The 15,490-nt window shown below is 59.5% G+C and carries 16 protein-coding genes; 14 read left to right on the top strand and 2 right to left on the bottom strand.

The window, feature by feature from the left end:
• On the top strand, positions 1-180 hold a 180-nt coding region (locus E5W87_RS24980), incomplete at its 5' end, for a hypothetical protein (protein WP_292403659.1).
• A 537-nt stretch (positions 181-717) separates the two neighbouring features.
• Here the strand turns inward: E5W87_RS24980 and E5W87_RS24975 are convergent.
• On the bottom strand, positions 718-1,614 hold the full coding sequence (locus E5W87_RS24975; RefSeq protein ID WP_292403656.1) for a LysR family transcriptional regulator: 897 nt from the start codon (positions 1,612-1,614) through the stop codon (positions 718-720).
• Positions 1,615-1,694: 80 nt separating this feature from the next.
• Here E5W87_RS24975 and E5W87_RS24970 point away from each other — a divergent pair, with 80 nt between their 5' ends.
• From E5W87_RS24970 to E5W87_RS24950, 5 genes are all read left to right on the top strand, one after another.
• Positions 1,695-2,909: a PLP-dependent aspartate aminotransferase family protein gene (locus E5W87_RS24970; protein ID WP_292403653.1), complete on the top strand. Its 1,215-nt coding sequence runs from the start codon at positions 1,695-1,697 to the stop codon at positions 2,907-2,909.
• Positions 2,910-2,982: 73 nt separating this feature from the next.
• Positions 2,983-3,972: a transporter substrate-binding domain-containing protein gene (locus E5W87_RS24965; protein WP_292403650.1), complete on the top strand. Its 990-nt coding sequence runs from the start codon at positions 2,983-2,985 to the stop codon at positions 3,970-3,972.
• 68 nt (positions 3,973-4,040) lie between these two features.
• Positions 4,041-5,156: an amino acid ABC transporter permease gene (locus tag E5W87_RS24960; protein ID WP_292403646.1), complete on the top strand. Its 1,116-nt coding sequence runs from the start codon at positions 4,041-4,043 to the stop codon at positions 5,154-5,156.
• A gap of 3 nt (positions 5,157-5,159) precedes the next feature.
• Complete coding sequence (locus tag E5W87_RS24955; RefSeq protein WP_292403642.1) at positions 5,160-6,251, top strand: amino acid ABC transporter permease; 1,092 nt, start codon at positions 5,160-5,162, stop codon at positions 6,249-6,251.
• An 11-nt stretch (positions 6,252-6,262) separates the two neighbouring features.
• Positions 6,263-7,045: an amino acid ABC transporter ATP-binding protein gene (locus tag E5W87_RS24950; RefSeq protein WP_292403639.1), complete on the top strand. Its 783-nt coding sequence runs from the start codon at positions 6,263-6,265 to the stop codon at positions 7,043-7,045.
• Between the two features lie 364 nt (positions 7,046-7,409).
• Here E5W87_RS24950 and E5W87_RS24945 read toward each other — a convergent pair whose 3' ends face one another.
• The gene (locus tag E5W87_RS24945; protein WP_292403636.1) at positions 7,410-8,480 is read right to left on the bottom strand and encodes an NAD/NADP octopine/nopaline dehydrogenase family protein; all 1,071 of its coding nucleotides are present in this window, start codon (positions 8,478-8,480) and stop codon (positions 7,410-7,412) included.
• Between the two features lie 231 nt (positions 8,481-8,711).
• On the opposite strand from E5W87_RS24945, the gene E5W87_RS24940 reads away from it, so the two are divergent.
• The 8 genes from E5W87_RS24940 to E5W87_RS24905 all read left to right on the top strand — a co-directional run bounded on the left by E5W87_RS24940 (position 8,712) and on the right by E5W87_RS24905 (position 15,330).
• A complete protein-coding gene (locus tag E5W87_RS24940; RefSeq protein ID WP_292403633.1) occupies positions 8,712-9,683 on the top strand; it encodes a LysR family transcriptional regulator in 972 nt (323 codons plus the stop codon).
• Positions 9,680-11,149 (top strand): NAD(P)/FAD-dependent oxidoreductase, encoded by a 1,470-nt coding sequence (locus E5W87_RS24935; protein WP_292403630.1) that lies wholly within the window; start codon positions 9,680-9,682, stop codon positions 11,147-11,149. Before E5W87_RS24940 ends, E5W87_RS24935 begins: the two co-directional genes overlap by 4 nt.
• The gene (locus tag E5W87_RS24930) at positions 11,146-11,628 is read left to right on the top strand and encodes a hypothetical protein (protein ID WP_292403628.1); all 483 of its coding nucleotides are present in this window, start codon (positions 11,146-11,148) and stop codon (positions 11,626-11,628) included. Before E5W87_RS24935 ends, E5W87_RS24930 begins: the two co-directional genes overlap by 4 nt.
• A complete protein-coding gene (locus E5W87_RS24925; protein ID WP_292403623.1) occupies positions 11,625-12,191 on the top strand; it encodes a peroxidase-related enzyme in 567 nt (188 codons plus the stop codon). The genes E5W87_RS24930 and E5W87_RS24925 overlap by 4 nt, the downstream gene beginning before the upstream one ends.
• Before the next feature lie 54 nt (positions 12,192-12,245).
• Entirely contained in the window at positions 12,246-12,986 is a 741-nt protein-coding gene (locus tag E5W87_RS24920; RefSeq protein WP_292403620.1) for an amino acid ABC transporter ATP-binding protein, read from the top strand.
• A 23-nt stretch (positions 12,987-13,009) separates the two neighbouring features.
• Positions 13,010-13,837, top strand: a complete 828-nt coding sequence (locus E5W87_RS24915; RefSeq protein WP_292403617.1) for a transporter substrate-binding domain-containing protein — start codon at positions 13,010-13,012, stop codon at positions 13,835-13,837.
• Between the two features lie 66 nt (positions 13,838-13,903).
• On the top strand, positions 13,904-14,620 hold the full coding sequence (locus tag E5W87_RS24910; RefSeq protein WP_292403614.1) for an amino acid ABC transporter permease: 717 nt from the start codon (positions 13,904-13,906) through the stop codon (positions 14,618-14,620).
• A 17-nt stretch (positions 14,621-14,637) separates the two neighbouring features.
• Complete coding sequence (locus tag E5W87_RS24905; RefSeq protein WP_292403611.1) at positions 14,638-15,330, top strand: ABC transporter permease subunit; 693 nt, start codon at positions 14,638-14,640, stop codon at positions 15,328-15,330.
• The last annotated feature ends 160 nt before the right edge of the window (positions 15,331-15,490 follow it).

The following is a 15,490-nucleotide window of genomic DNA, read 5'->3' as shown; positions in this document are numbered from 1 at the left end:
GAACCAGCGAATGCGGGTTACCTAACGTGTGGTTGTCCTTTTACACAGTGGTTCGCGACTATCTCAATGCTTAGGAACGTCAACAGCCTTGGTACCCATGAGGCCTTTTCCAATATCTGCGACACGATAGTCACCGTCGTGCCGCAGATCATCCGCCGGGCTCAACTGGCGACCAGTTGATTCGCAATGTTTCCCATACGACAACTGTCATGTCACGCGCCGCCGACCTTCGATATTATCAAAGCCGTGCGGTGCCAAGATGACACGACATGCAGCTTGCGAAGCCGCTTGCCTCATAAGGCCGAGGTCCTGGGCGATGAACAGGCACGCTACACCCAAGTCCTTTTGGAGCCGCAACAACAGGGTCACTATCTACGCCCGGAAAGAGTGACAACCGCCATGTCCTCGAGCTTCAGGCGAGACAGCTGAAGTCGATTCGGGAGGAAACCAGCCGCGTCGAGTTTGAACAAGGACCTTCGAAAAAGGCGGTATCGGTGCTTCAGGTGGCTACAATAGTGGCCTAAGCAGGCGTCGATATTCACCAGTACGGGGTGCGGTGGGGTAGCATTCTTCTCGGGCTCGTCATGCCCGAAAGAATGATCCTCAAAAAACGCCTAGGAATCCGAAGCTTGGCAAGCACGCAGCGCATCTGCACATCTCCTTAGACAGAACGGAACATAATGCTGCAAGGAAGATATCCGCAAGCACTCACGCGATCTACGCTTCGCTCGAGAGCGCATTGCGTGCAGCATAGAGCTCCGCGATGAAGTCGATGATCAACGTCGAATTGATACCATCCGGCGGGCGCAGGATCAGCGCGCGAAAATGAACGGCCGGCTCGAAAGGCTTGGCGATGATGCCGTCGATCATGCGGTCGGCAATGACGGAAGGATTGATCAGGCCAATCCCCAAGCCCTTCGCGGCCAGGATCGCGATTGTCAAGCCATAGGGGGTTTCGATCAGGATGCGCGGCCGTATGCCGTGCGCGGCTAAGATCTTGTCCATGGCGAGCCGCGCCGTGTCTTCCGGCGACAATGCAAGGAAAGCCTCATCGGCGAGATCAGCCGGCCTGATCACGGACTTTCGCGCCAGCCGATGGTTCTTTGGTATCACGCAGACAGCGCGGGGGGTCGTGAAGACGCTGTGAAGCACCCCGCTGGTGTCGATCTCGTCGGCCGCAAGCCCGATGTCGAAACTACCCGATGCCACCAGGTCGCGCACGACATGGGAGGTGCGTACCTGATAGCTGATGCGCGCTTGCGGATGCCGGCGCGAGAAGGCCACGATAGCGCGGGGCACCAGCCCGTGTCCGAGCGCCGACAGGCTGGCGACGCGGATGGTGCCGGTGCCCACTTCCTTGATCTGTGCTGCACGAAGCTTCAGCCGGTCGAGCCCGACCAGGTTGGCCTTCACCTCGGCATGGAACAGTTCGCCTTCGCGTGTCGGCACCAGCCTGCCGCGAATGCGGTCGAACAGGCTAAACCCAAGTTCGGCCTCAAGCTTGGCCAGCGAACGGCTAATGGCTGGCTGCGAAGTATTGAGCAACGTCGCCGCGGCGCCGGCGCCGCGCGCAATCATGATCGCGTTGAAGACGTCGATGTCCCGCAGATTCATTTGGAAGCCATATCAAAATCGAATGAAGTCTATCGCAGCGGTCATAGATGGCAATGGGTGAGCCAGCTAAGCTCCACCCCATGACCCGACACGACGACACTTCGCATGTCCATCCACCTAAGCGCTCGCAGGAACCCTTCCATGCGGTGGCGATGTCGGTGGAGCGGGCCTCGACTGTTATCTTCGACGATCTGGAGTCCTTCGAGCGTCGCGTCGAGCGTCTGTACGATGGCTTCAGCTATGGCCTTTACGGTACGCCGACCAGCCGGCGGCTCGAAGACCATATTGCCGTGTTGGAAGGCGGTTCGCGAGCTCTCGTCGTGCCGTCCGGCATGGCAGCCATAACGCTGACGACCATGGCGATCTGCCGAGGCGGCGATCGGGTTCTGGTCCCCGAGACACTCTATGGTCCGGCACGTGATATGGCCGAGCGTTTGCTCCGGCCCCTGGGCATCGAGGCAATCTCATATGATCCAAAACTCGACGCGGGCATCTCAGCCTTGATCGATGACAGGTCGCGGCTGGTTTGGGTAGAATCGCCAGGTTCGGCCACCTTTGAAGTCCAGGACGTACCGGCCATCACGGCGGTTGCTCACCAGGCTGGCGCGCTCGTCGCGGCTGACAACACCTGGGCCTCGCATCTACTATTCAAGCCGCTGGCCCATGGCGTCGACATCTCGATGCAGGCACTTTCCAAACATGCTGGCGGCCATGGCGACCTTCTGATGGGCTCTGTCGCAGTGCGTGACAAGGCTCTGTTTCGACGCCTGAAGGATACATCGCGCTTCCTCGGCTACGGCGTCTCACCGGAGGATTGCGCACTGTGCGAGCGAGGTTTGATGACCATGCCGGTACGGATGCGACACGCCGACGGCACCGCGCGCAAGATCATCAGATGGCTGTCGGGGCGCGCGGAAGTCGCGCAGATCCTGCATCCGAGCGAGCCCGATCATCCCGGCCACGCGGTGTGGAAACGCGACTTCGCCGGATCCGCGGGCGTGTTCTCTTTCGTGTTGCAGCCGGAATTTGCGCCGATGCAGTCGCGAGTCCTGCGCCGTATGCAACTGTTCAGGCTTGGTGCGAGCTGGGGTGGGGTGCATTCGCTGATCTCGGTCAGCGATCCGCGAAAAGGCCGCATCAGCCTCGATTGGCTTAAGCCCGGCCCGGTCTGGCGCCTGACGATTGGGCTTGAGGCGCTCGACGACCTTCTGGCCGACCTTTCCCAGGCCTTCGAACTCTTTGCTGAAGCTCGGCGCAATGGAACCGCCGCGGCAGACGCCAAGGCCGCCGAATGACGAAACCTCAACGACAAGGGGAATGATTATGAGACATCAAGGTTTGAAATGGCTCACGGGTCTGGCGATAGGATTGGCCAGCCTGAGTTCGAGCGCCGTGGACGCCAGCGCGCAGGCGGTGATCAACAAGATCCAGGAGCGCGGCTATGTCAGCTGCGGCGCCAGCCAGGGAGTGCCCGGTCTCTCCCGGCCGGACGAGAAAGGGTATTATCGCGGCTTCGATTCCGACATCTGCCGCACTTTCGCGGTCGCCATCCTCGGCGACAGAGACAAAATCCGTTACGTGCCGCTTAACGCAGGCCAACGTTTTCCTGCGCTGCAGACTGGGGAAATCGACGTTCTGTCGCGCACATCCACCATCACCTACAGTCGTGATACGGTTGTCCGCTTCGTCTGGATCAATCTCTATGACACGGACGGCATGCTCGTGCGCAAGGCCGATAACATCACCGAGCCCAAACTGTTGGACGGAAAGACCGTCTGCCTGCAAGGCGGTGGCAGCCTGACCGAAAAAGCGATCGAGGAAACCGAGGAAGAGTTCGGGATCGCAATGGAGAAGGTCTATTACGACTCGACCATTCAAGCGCGCGACGCCTTCTTCGGCGGTCGCTGCGATTCCTACGTAACGGACGGCACCGCGGCAGCCGGACAGCGTGCCTCGGTGGCCAAGAACCCGGACGACTACGACATCATCCAGGTCGGCAAGGCCGCCGAACCCAATGGCGTCGCGGTCGCCCGCGGTGACGATAAGCTTTTCGACGTCGTGCGTTGGACACTCAATGCGCTCTTCTGGGCCGAAGCCAACGGCATCACCTCGCAGAACATCGATGAAAAGCTTGCGTCGGGCAGTCCGGAAGTCAAACGCGTCCTGGGCGGGGAGCCCGGTTTCGGCAAGCCGCTCGGGTTGGACGACAAGTGGGCCTACAACGTCATCAAGCAAATGGGCAACTACGCCGAGATCTGGGATCGAAATCTCGGCAAGGACAGCCCGCTGAAGGTCGAGCGCGGCCTCAACGCGTTGTGGAAGGACGGCGGCCTCAACTATCCTTTCCCCTGGGATTGAGCCGCACATGAAGGGGAACGTACCTGGCGCTCCCCTTTCCTGCTACGCCGCAAACCATCGAGGTCGACATGCTGAGCGACGCCAAGACCAGATCGATCATAATCCAGTGTGCCCTGGTGGGCGTGGCTGCCGCCTTCGCTGCCCTGCTCGTCAGCACGACTTTCGCCAATCTCAGGGCACGCGGCATCCCGATCGGCTTCGATTTCCTGACGATGCCTTCAAGGATCGTCATCTCGGAAGCGATCCTCACTTACAAGTCGCGGGATCCCTATTACTGGGCGATCGCGACCGGGCTCGCCAATACGGTCTTCATCTCCGCCGTCGTCATCGTCTTTTCATCCGTGCTCGGCCTCGTCGTCGGCATTACCCGGCTGAGCAGCAATCCTCTGGCGGCGGGCACCTGCCGCGTCTGGGTGGAGGTTGCACGCAATTCACCGCCGATCGTGCTTCTGATCTTTCTCTACTCGCTGTGGTGGAAGGTGCTGCCGCCGGTCGGCGAAGCGTTCAATCCGCTGCCAGGCGTTTACGCCTCCATGCGCGGCCTTGTGGTGCCGGCTATCAGCATGGACGTCGCCACCCCGGGATTGCTCGTCATCGCTCTTGCCTTGGCACTGGCGGCCGCCGGCTGGGCGGCGGCGAGACGAGGATGGCTGCCGCCGCTGGCCGCGCCCGCGATCCTCGCGGTTGGCGTTGCCGGGCTCTGGATTGCCGATGCGAAGTTCTCCGTCGACTGGCCGATCTTCACCGGGTCGAATTTCAAAGGCGGCAAGGAACTGACGCCCGAACTCAGCACCATCCTGATCGGGCTGACCATCTACACCACCGGCTTTGTCGCCGAGATCGTGCGCGGCGGCGTGCTTTCGGTCGGCCGCGGTCAGTGGGACGCAGGTCATTCGCTCGGCCTGCCGCGCGGCAAAATATTGCGTCTGATCATCATCCCGCAGATGCTGCGGGTGATCGTCCCGCCGCTCAACAGCCAATACATCAACGTCGTCAAGAATTCGACGCTTGCGATCGCGGTCGGTTACCCCGACTTCCTTGCGGTCATGAATACCATCATCAGCAAGTCCAGCCATTCGATCGAGGGCGTTTTCATCATCCTCGGCGTCTATCTCGCCCTCAACCTGAGCCTGTCGAGCGCGGCCAATTGGTACAACCGTCGCATCGCCATCGTGGAGCGCTGAACCATGAAGGCCCTGTCTCTTTCGCTTCAGACCGCGCCAATGCCAGGACAGATCCGCGTCGGCGCCTTGTGGCGGTATGCCAAGCTCCTGTTTGGCACACCGCTCAACGCAGCCCTGACGCTGCTGTTCGGCACCATGATCGTTGTCACGGTACCGCCGATGCTGCGCTGGCTGGTAATCGATGGCGTGCTGTTCGATCCCGATCCGAATGCCTGCCGGGTGGCCGCCGGGGCTTGCTGGAGCTTCATCTACGCCAAGTCGGGCCAGCTGCTATTCGGCATCTATCCGTTCGACGAGCGCTGGCGTCCTGCCCTCGTGTGTCTGCTCATCCTCGCGCTGCTCGGCTGGTCGGTACGGCCTGCCAGCTGGACTCCACGGCTGGCAGCGCTCTGGGTGGCGGCGCTCGTGCTGATCTTCTGGCTGATGGCCGGCGGTTTCGGCTTGATCGAGGTTCCGACCTCGTCTTGGGGCGGCCTGCCGGTCACACTCATCCTCACCGTCGTTGCCATCGGCGTCGCTTTCCCCGTCGGCATTCTCCTGGCGCTGGCCAGGCGCTCGACGATGCCCGCGATACGCATCGGCACCGTGGTCCTGATAGAATCGGTGCGCGGACTGCCGCTCTTGTCCATCTTGTTCGTGGCATCGATCATGATGCCGCTGTTCCTGCCCGAGGCCCTGTTGCCTGACAAGTTCGTGCGCGCGCTGGTCGCCCTCACCATCTTCGCAGCTGCCTATCTCGCCGAGGTGATTCGCGGCGGCCTGCAGGCCATACCGAATGGCCAGTATGAGGCTGCAGCGGCACTCGGCCTGCCCTTCTGGCGCACGCAATATCTAGTCATCCTGCCGCAAGCGATCCGCGTGGCGATCCCGGCGCTGGCCAACACCATCATCGTCATGATCAAGAACACCAGCCTTGTCCTGGTGGTCGGCCTGTTCGACCTGATCAGCTCCGGTAAAGCGGCGCTGGCCGACCCGGACTGGCCATCGCCAGCAGCCGAGACGTTCCTGTTTATCGGAGCGATCTTCTTCGCACTCTCGTTCTCATTCGCCCGCTTCGCCGACTTCCTGGAGCGGCGCGGCCTCACCGCTCACTAGGAAATGTTGTGATGTTATCGTCCGCCGCCAAGCGCGTTGCGCCTATGCCTGCTTCCAGCGAACCGGCCGCCATCGAAATGGTTGGCATGAACAAGTGGTACGGAAGCTTCCACGTGCTGAAGGATATCAACCTTACCGTTCGCCGTGGGGAGAGGTTGGTAATCTGCGGTCCGTCGGGTTCGGGCAAGTCCACAATGATCCGCTGCATAAACCGTCTGGAGGAACACCAGCACGGACAGATCGTGGTCGACGGTGTTGAGCTCACGAATGATTTGAAGAAGATCGACGTAATCCGCCGTGATATCGGCATGGTATTCCAGCACTTCAACCTGTTCCCTCATCTGACCATTCTTGAGAACCTAATGCTGTCGCCGATCTGGGTGCGCAGCATGCGGCGCTGGCAAGCCGAGCAGACCGCCATGCATTATCTGGAACGAGTGAAGATTCCGGACCAGGCGCACAAATATCCCGGCCAGCTGTCAGGCGGCCAGCAGCAGCGGGTTGCGATCGCGCGTGCGCTCTGTATGAGCCCGAAAATCATGCTGTTCGACGAGCCGACGTCGGCACTCGATCCGGAAATGGTCAAAGAAGTGCTCGATACCATGGTTGCGCTGGCCGAGGATGGCATGACGATGCTGTGCGTCACGCACGAGATGGGGTTTGCCCGCCAGATCGCCGATCGCATCGTGTTCATGGATCAAGGCGAGATCGTCGAGATGAACAACCCTTCTGAGTTCTTCTCGAATCCGAGCCATGAACGCAGCAAGCTATTTCTTGGCCAAATCCTATATTAGCAAACTGTAGAATCTCGACCGGCGCACGAACATTACAAGTGCTAATCTGGTCGGCAGTATCTCGGCTGATCGCTCTGTTCACGACAAGGCACCCCACGGGAGGCCGGGCTGAGGCCTGCTCCCGGTGAGGGGGTCCAATGGCGCCGACATCTGAGCTCGGCCTTGGCAAGTCGCGTGAGATTGTCCTTGGCCAAATTACACGCGCGCTATCACCCGTCGGAGGAATGGGTGAACATTGTGACTCGACGCTGCCACCAGTTTGACCTGCCAACCAGGTCGCACGAGCAATGGCTGGCCTGAGGCTGAGCCGGTGGGCACCGCCGGCCGCTATCGAGTGTTATTGGCTGCGATCCACTGGGAGTTGTCAAAACCCCTTGCGGCAAAGGGTTTCAAGATCCGCCTTAGTCATCCCCTCGATGCCGAGCATGGGAAGGATATCATTGTCTCCCCTGAGATCGCGACCATAAGCCGCCGACAATATGGAAATTCCGGATTCATGGAGAACCGCTGGATTTCCGCTGATCTTTCCTAGGACGGCGGTCGGTAACAGGCCGAACGGAACATCCTCGAGAATGTAACGGCTCTCGATAGTTGTCGGGCCAAAGCCACCACGACCTTGGCGATCCATCTCCTGGTTCATTTCCGAAACAGTGCTCATGGGGACGTGGAACGACAATGAAAAATGTTCCTGGACGGTACGAACCGCGATACCGAAATGGGCAGCTATGGCCAATCGTTCGGCATCCAGAGCCTCGATAAAGCGACCAACGGCAGGAGTGACATTTCCCCCCTGGCTCCATTGCTCGCCCTGCTCCATGCGTGTGAGATTGAGAAGGGCAATTCCCAGATGGTTCTGCGGATTGAGGTTGCTGAGCGCAATCGCCAGCAGACCATCGCGCTTGACGAAACGATCGCCGAACAAGGCCGTGCAAAGATCGTATCCTTGGTCTAGCGCATCGAAAGGCAGCGTCGCGACATCAAGCTTCTGGCGAATGGCAGTGACATGGACTTCTGTTGGTCCGAGCTGGCGGCCGGTCAAGAGCGTTGTGCCCCAAACGACGATCGGCAACCTGACCTTGCGTTCGGCCAACCGCTTGGAGAGATACAGCGCCCCGAACGAACTGTGCGAACTGACGATGACCGGAATACCATCTGCCAGATGAGGGACGGCGGCATCCATCACCATCTTGTGGCCGTAAGCGGGAAGCGCGATCACCACCACGTCCGCGTGGTCGATGGCATCTTTACAATCCTTGGCAATGCGCACCGGCACCGTCGCCTCGATATCCCCCGTCGCCTTCAATAATTCGCCGGTGGCCAACGTTCTGGTGCGGTGTCCCGACGGTGACCAGAGCGTTGGCGAATGTCCTGATTGTGCCAAATAGGCCGTAAGGCCATAGGCAATTGCTCCGGCGCCCAGAATACTCACGCGCATAACATTCCTCCTGTTCCAGGCTTTATGGTTCGAGAATCCTTGCCGTCCCCGCCTACAAGTTTTTTCATCAGGAGGTTCCGAATTGGAGTCACGTCGGTTGCGATCAGCCGTTTCGATCAGGACTCCGGCTCTGAGCCGGCAAACGCCGCAACGAGTATTAGTTTCCGCTTGACATATATCAAAAATGAATGAGACGATGTCAATCATACGAATTACGCATGTAGGGAGAACATGGAAACCCGGGACCTTCAGACCTTCCTTGCGGTTGCTGCCAGCGGCAGCATTACCAAGGCGGCTGACATGCTCGGGCGTTCCCAACCTGCGGTGACACGCACCATTCAGGATCTTGAGGCCGAACTTGGCTTCGAGTTGCTGCATCGGATCGGTCGACGGGTGCAGCTGTCTGAAGAGGGAGTCGCATTCGAAGAAGAAGCGCGGCGACTGCTGATGTCCTTCACCGAACTTGCAGCGCGGGCCAAGATGATCGCCGCCGGCCGGGGGCGGATCCTGCAGATTGTCACAACCTCTGCGATCGGCACCGGCTTGATCCCGACGGCCATGGCCGAGCTCAAGGGTATTGAGCTTCCGCACGAGACACATCTCGGGCAGTTTCTTCCCTCGATCGTCGCGCAGGAGGTGCGCAGCGGACGTGCCGAGATCGGCTTTTCAAGCCTGCCGCTCGATACGCCCGGTCTGGATGTGCTGCGGCTCTATTCGGCACCTGATGTTGCGGCCGTGCGGGAGGACGATCCGCTGGCTGAACTTGATGTCATACCGCTTTCCGCCTTTGCCGGTCGTCGCGTCGCCACGTTGCTCAACCCGCTGCGTTTTCAGTTGCATGTCACCAAGGCATTGGCGGCCAGAGGCATCGACACCGGGCCAGTGATCCGGACGAATACTGCCTATGGCGCATTGCAGCTTGTGCGCCGGACCGGCGTTGCTGCTGTCATCGATCCCCTCACCGCTTATGGCGTGGCCTTGCCTGGGGTCGCCATCCGCCCGATCGACGCGACCGTTCTTTTTTATTGGGGCGTTGTGGCTGCCGAAAAACGCCCCCTTCGTCCAGTCGCGCAGGCGTTGATGGATGCGGTCGAGGCGGTGGCTGAACGCTCGATCGTCGGCTTCAAGAAACTCGATCCGACCCTGGCTGGCCAATTGGTAACCGATCCTGCATCCGGCACAAATCACGGAACGGGAATATGAAGCATACCCCCACCGCACCAATGTCGACAGGTCTTGCCGCACTGGAAGCACAGCTTGCGCAGGATCTCGACTTTCTCGAACTGCCCGCTAAGCCATGGGTTCCTGCGCGTTCGCACGATGGCGTGCCGGTCCGTGACGTCGTGGTGATCGGCGCCGGCATGTGCGGACTTGCCGCCACGGCAAAGCTGGCGCTGACCGGGATAACCAACATCGTCGCCTATGATGCGGCTCCGGCCGGGCTCGAAGGGCCATGGGTGACGTTTGCCCGCATGCAAACGCTCCGGTCGCCGAAGACCCTGCACGGTCCGTCGCTCGGCCTGCCGCAATTGACATTCCGCGCCTGGTTCACGGCGCAATGGGGCGTTGAGGCCTGGCAGTCGCTGGACAAAATCCCCAAGGGCCAGTGGATGGATTACCTGGTCTGGTACCGCAAGGTTCTTGCTCTGCCAGTGCGCAACAGCGTGCGCATGACCGCCGTCGCACCGGTTGGTGATCTGATTGCGATTGATATCGAGGGCGCGGAATCCGGCCGGGTTCTCAGCCGTCATCTCGTTCTGGCCACCGGTCGCTCTGGTCTGGGCGGTTTTGCCGTGCCCGAATTCCTCAGGGGCATCGATCGCGCCTATTGGGCCCATTCGGCCGACGACATCGATTTCGACGCGCTGAAAGGCAAGCGTGTGGCAGTTATCGGCGCCGGTGCCTCTTCCATGGACAATGCCGCAACCGCACTTGAGGCGGGCGCCGGCTCAGTCGACATGTTGATCCGGCGCAAGGAGATGCCGCGCATCAACAAGCTGACCGGCATCGGCAGCCCGGGTGTTGTGCTCGGGATGCATCAATTGCCCGATGCCTGGAAGTGGAAATTCTTCGACTATACCGCCTCGACCCAGACACCGCCACCGCGCTCATCGACGCTTCGCGTGTCTCGCCATCCCAATGCCCGGTTCTTTCTCGACTGCGCCATAGTCACGGTGAAAGAAGATGCAGGGGACCTTCTGATCGAAACCACGCAGGGACCAATGCGCTACGACTTCCTGATCGCGGCAACCGGCTTTTCGAATGACTTCAGCGGCCGCCCGGAATTTGCAGCCATCGCGCCACACATCCGCACCTGGTCGGATAGCCGATATACGCCGGATATGGGGCTACCGCGTGCAGGCATGTCGGAAGCGCCGGATCTAGGTCCCGCCTTCGAATTTCGCGAACGCGTTCCCGGCTCCTGCCCGATGCTGTCGCATATCCACTGCTTCAACGACGCCGCCATGCTGACCCACGGCAAGGTTTCCGGCGATATCCCAGCCGTCAGCGCCGGTGCCGACCGTCTGGTCCGCGGCATCGCCGCCTCGCTGTTTGCCGAAGATGTCGAAACCCACTTCGCCAATCTGATCGCCTACGACACGCCCGAACTTCTGGGCGACGAATGGGTCGATTCAACACCCTTGTTGCAGAAGGAGGCCGCGCTGTGATCGACGCAATGGACAAGGCCGCCGGTATTTCCCCGGACGATGCCCTTTTCGCCGCACGGCGATTTCGGCCCGAATTCGTGCAAGGGGCGGAGGAATGTCGCCTCTCCGTCCTGCAGCCAGCAAACGACCAAGGACTGGCGCGGAATTTGCGGGTCGCTCTGGCTCGTCGCATGGCCGCTCTGAATGCCGATCCGGTCCTGATGGCCGAATATGATGTGCAGCTGGTTCAGCTGGATCCGACAGAGCAACTCCGGGCTTTGGCTCGGGGCGAAACGGATCTGGAGGAACCATTGGCGACTATCGTACGTCATGTGGACCTGATCACACTAACACCGAAAAAGGCGCAGGCGAGCCACATTGCCCTGCTCGCCCAAGCCGGATTGAACAATCCTCAGATCGTCGCCCTTTCCGAGCTCATCGCCTTCGTCAATTTCCAGACGCGGGTGGCGACCGGCCTGCGATTGTTGAGGTCGGCATGATTTCCGCAGTGCGCCTGAAGCCATTGAATTGGCATCCGTACATCGCGCCGGTCGAGCTATCCGAGGCCACGCCGGAACAGCTTGATGCGATGAAGGTCACGCCATCGGCCAAGAAAGTTTCGGAATATGTGCGCACCCTTGCGCATGACCCCGAGAGCTACCTTGCCCGCACCATCTTGTTCAACGCAATCATGTATGTCGAAGGCGGGCTTGCCCGTCCTGACCGCGAACTTGGTGCATTGGGTGCCTCGATCGTCAATGGCTGCAAATTCTGCGCCGTTGTTCACGCCCGCAGGCATGCAGAGCTGACCAAGAGCGACGAAGTGGTCACGGCGCTCTATCTCGACAAACCTGAAGCGCTCGGCCCACGCGATGCGGCAATCTACAGTTTTGCCCGCCGCCTGTCGGCGGCCCCGTCGGAAGCGACGGCAGATGATATCGCCGCGCTTCGATCAGTCGGCATGGACGACCGCGAGATTATCGACCTGATCCACGCCATATCGATCTTCGGTTGGGCAAACCGGCTGATGCACGTTCTCGGCCATGCGGAGAGCGGGGGATGATGTCGCATACGGTCAAAGCAGTCCGTCTCACACTTTCCGAAGGGCCAACCAGCAATGCTTGAACTCAAAGATGTAAAGCTGTCTTACGGAAGCACGCAGGTTCTGAACGGCGTCAATCTGTCGGTAAAGCGGGGTGACGTGGTGTCGATCATCGGCCCCAGCGGCACCGGCAAGACCACGTTGCTGAAATGCATCAATTACCTGGCCAAGCCGTCGTCAGGGACCATCGCGTTCGATCAGATTCGGATGGATTACCAGCGCGCCGACAAAACAGCTGTCCAGGCGATCCGGCTCCGGACAGCGATGGTCTTTCAGCAATTCAACGTCTTCAAGAACATGACGGTCCTCCAGAACGTGATGGATCCCCTGGTCGTCGTGCAGCGCAAGTCCACGGACGAGGCGCAGGAGATCGCCCTGCGGGAACTCGAGCGGGTCGGCCTCACCCCGAAGCGAGACAGCTATCCCTCCCAGCTGTCGGGCGGCCAGCTTCAGCGCACCGGCATCGCGCGCGCACTAGCAGTTCGACCCGACGTAATACTCTTCGATGAGCCGACGTCATCGCTGGATCCCGAACTCGTCGGTGAAGTTCTAAAGGTGATCAAGGATGTCACCTCGTCAGGGATCACTTCGCTGCTTGTGACCCACGAGATGCAATTCGCCAAGAACATCTCCAACCGGATCGTCTTCATGGATCGTGGCGTGGTCGCCGCCGATGGCAGCCCGGCTGACATCTTCGATGCGCCTTCCAGCCCACGACTTGCTCAATTCCTGCAGTCAGAACTCGCTTTTCAATAATCCAACAAGAAGGGAACCAAGAAATGTCTGCAATCACATCCAGTTTTTCTCGCCGCTATGCCCTGGCCATCGCCGGCGGCATCGCGATTGCCCTTGCAACGGCGGGGGTCAGCTACGGCCAGACCGTTCGCACGATCAAGATCGCCACGTCTGCCGAATCCAAGCCGCTGGCATGGGGCGCGATCGGCGTCGAGCCGCAAGGCTATGAGCCCGATCTTCTGAGGGCGATCAACGCAAAGCTGCCCCAGTACAAGTTCGAAATGGAAGGCGTCTCCGACATTGCCCAGGAAACCGGTCTCGCCACGGGCAAGTACGACATCGCGGTCGGCGGCTACTACAAGTCCCCCGAGCGCGCCAAGCAGTTCCTCATTCCGGAAAATCCTATGGGCGCCAGCCTGATGAAGATCTACAGCAAGAAAGACAGCGGCATCAAGGAAATGAAAGACCTGGTCGGCAAGAGGATCGTTCCGACTACGGCCGGCGGTGGAACCTACAAGTTCATCATGAACTGGCAGAAAGAAAACCCGCAATACAAGCTCGATGTCACGGCATCGAGTGCCGGTATTCCCTACCCGAACCGCCTGGACGAAGTTCAGAACGGCAAGTTCGACGCCCTCGTCCTGCCGTCGAATCTCGGTGAGCAGACCGTCATCGAGCAAAAGAAACTCGATATCGTGGCGTCCGAACCAGTGTTCAGCAACAACACCTACATGCTGATCCACAGATCAGACGAGAACAAGGTTCTGGCCAACGATGTGAACAAGGTTCTCAAGGAATTGAAAGACGACGGCACGATCGAAAAGCTCTCGCAGAAGTGGTTCGGCGAGGGCATCGTCCAGTACATGAAATAGCACGGCCGTCGACGGCCATATCGCTAGTCAGCGGCAAGGCTGAATTGCAAGAAGGAGCGTTTCAAAGTGGATGTATCTGCTATGATTCCCGAGTTGCTCTCGGCACTGCCGCTGACGCTCGCCATCACGTTCACAGCCCTCATTTCCGGGTTCTGCCTGGCTCTCATCGCGACAACACTCCGTGTTCGCAGGGTGCCACTGATCAGTCACCTGGTGGACCTCTACGTGTCCTATGCGCGGAGTGTTCCTGTCGTGCTCCAGTTGTTCGTCGCGTTTTATGGGCTTCCGCTGTTGGTGATCTTGTTCGGCGCCAAAGATTTTATTTCAGCGACGATGGCTGCCATGGTGGGGTTGAGCCTCTACCATGGAGGGTATCTGTCGGAAGTCATGCGACCTGCATATCTTGCCGTCGATCGCGGCCAGCACGATGCGGCCGATAGCCTTGGATATACGTTCCGACAGAAAATTAGTCGTGTCGTCGGCCCGCAAGCGGTGCACTTCGCATTGCCGGGCTACGGGAACTCCATCATCTACCTGATCCATAACGTTGCGCTGGTCATGTACATCGGGGCGGCCGACGTCATGGCGACTGCGCATTTGATCATGGAGCGCGACTACAACCAGTTCCAATTCGAAACCTACCTCGTCCTGGCGGTCATCTATTCGCTGATGTGCCTGGTCGCGTGGCTCATCGTGCGCTTCTTCGAGCTTCGATCACCGATGCAAGCGCCAGAGGCGACGACAACAACTCCGATCAAGAACGAGCTCCTCGCGAGCGTCTGACGTAAGGGTATTCAACCATGTTTGATACCGATATTTTGCTCCAGGACACGCATGAAATTCTGAGTGCCGTGCCCGTGACTGTTGGAATGGCGCTCTTGATTTTCGTCCTGTCGACGATAGTCGGCAGCATATTCGCGCTTATCGAATACAGACTGGTGCCGGTGCTGCGAGAGCTCATCATGACTTACAAGATCGTCTTCAAGGGCGTTCCGATGGTCATCGTGATTTTCCTCGCCTATTTCGGTCTGCCCCCTGCATTCCAGTTCCTCTTCTCGTTGCTCGGGATCAACTTCAATGCCCACGAAACCCCCAATTGGGTCATTCTTGTCGTTGCGATTACCGGCTGTGTCGCCGCGTTCCAATCAGAAATAATCAAGGGGGCTCTGAATGCCTTCGACACCGGTCAGTCGGATGCCGCCCATTCGCTGGGCTATACGGGCGGCCAACTGTTCCGACGTATCCTATTTCCCCAAGTGGCCCTCACGGCAATTCCCGACCTGACGACTTCGATGATGGTCATCATGAAGGCGCTTTCTCTCGGATTCGCCATCGAGGTTGTCGATATCTTCGCCCAGTCCCAGCTGACCGCCGCGCTGAACTACTACTACCTCGAAGCCTTCGTGATTGCCGTCGTGATCTATATGGTGATTGCCTATATCGTCACACAGATTGCCGACAGGCTGGAGCAGGCGCTGAGGGTGCGGACGTGAGGCGGATGTGGGATAGAATCGTCAAGCTTCGGATATCGAGCCGCACCTGGGAGGCAATTCTTTCGGGGATGAAAAGCTTGAGGAGAAACCCAAGTAGCCGATGTAGTCGGCCGTGAAGAATTCGGAAGCCGCTGATATTCCATAGGAATCGCCCGATTTG

Source organism: Mesorhizobium sp. (assembly GCF_004962925.1).
Classification (GTDB): Bacteria; Pseudomonadota; Alphaproteobacteria; order Rhizobiales; family Rhizobiaceae; genus Mesorhizobium.
The sequence above is the reverse complement of the archived record's forward strand: the minus strand, read 5'-3'. Positions and strand labels throughout refer to the sequence as shown.

Bases quoted from the DNA above. Each gene is read 5' to 3' on its own strand.
- E5W87_RS24970 (WP_292403653.1), top strand. From the start codon at position 1,695: ATGACCCGACACGACGACACTTCGCATGTCCATCCACCTAAGCGCTCG.
- E5W87_RS24905 (WP_292403611.1), top strand. From the start codon at position 14,638: ATGTTTGATACCGATATTTTGCTCCAGGACACGCATGAAATTCTGAGT.
- E5W87_RS24975 (WP_292403656.1), bottom strand. From the start codon at position 1,614: ATGAATCTGCGGGACATCGACGTCTTCAACGCGATCATGATTGCGCGC.
- E5W87_RS24940 (WP_292403633.1), top strand. From the start codon at position 8,712: ATGGAAACCCGGGACCTTCAGACCTTCCTTGCGGTTGCTGCCAGCGGC.
- E5W87_RS24920 (WP_292403620.1), top strand. From the start codon at position 12,246: ATGCTTGAACTCAAAGATGTAAAGCTGTCTTACGGAAGCACGCAGGTT.
- E5W87_RS24950 (WP_292403639.1), top strand. From the start codon at position 6,263: ATGTTATCGTCCGCCGCCAAGCGCGTTGCGCCTATGCCTGCTTCCAGC.
- E5W87_RS24945 (WP_292403636.1), bottom strand. From the start codon at position 8,480: ATGCGCGTGAGTATTCTGGGCGCCGGAGCAATTGCCTATGGCCTTACG.
- E5W87_RS24935 (WP_292403630.1), top strand. From the start codon at position 9,680: ATGAAGCATACCCCCACCGCACCAATGTCGACAGGTCTTGCCGCACTG.
- E5W87_RS24915 (WP_292403617.1), top strand. From the start codon at position 13,010: ATGTCTGCAATCACATCCAGTTTTTCTCGCCGCTATGCCCTGGCCATC.
- E5W87_RS24925 (WP_292403623.1), top strand. From the start codon at position 11,625: ATGATTTCCGCAGTGCGCCTGAAGCCATTGAATTGGCATCCGTACATC.
- E5W87_RS24960 (WP_292403646.1), top strand. From the start codon at position 4,041: ATGCTGAGCGACGCCAAGACCAGATCGATCATAATCCAGTGTGCCCTG.
- E5W87_RS24955 (WP_292403642.1), top strand. From the start codon at position 5,160: ATGAAGGCCCTGTCTCTTTCGCTTCAGACCGCGCCAATGCCAGGACAG.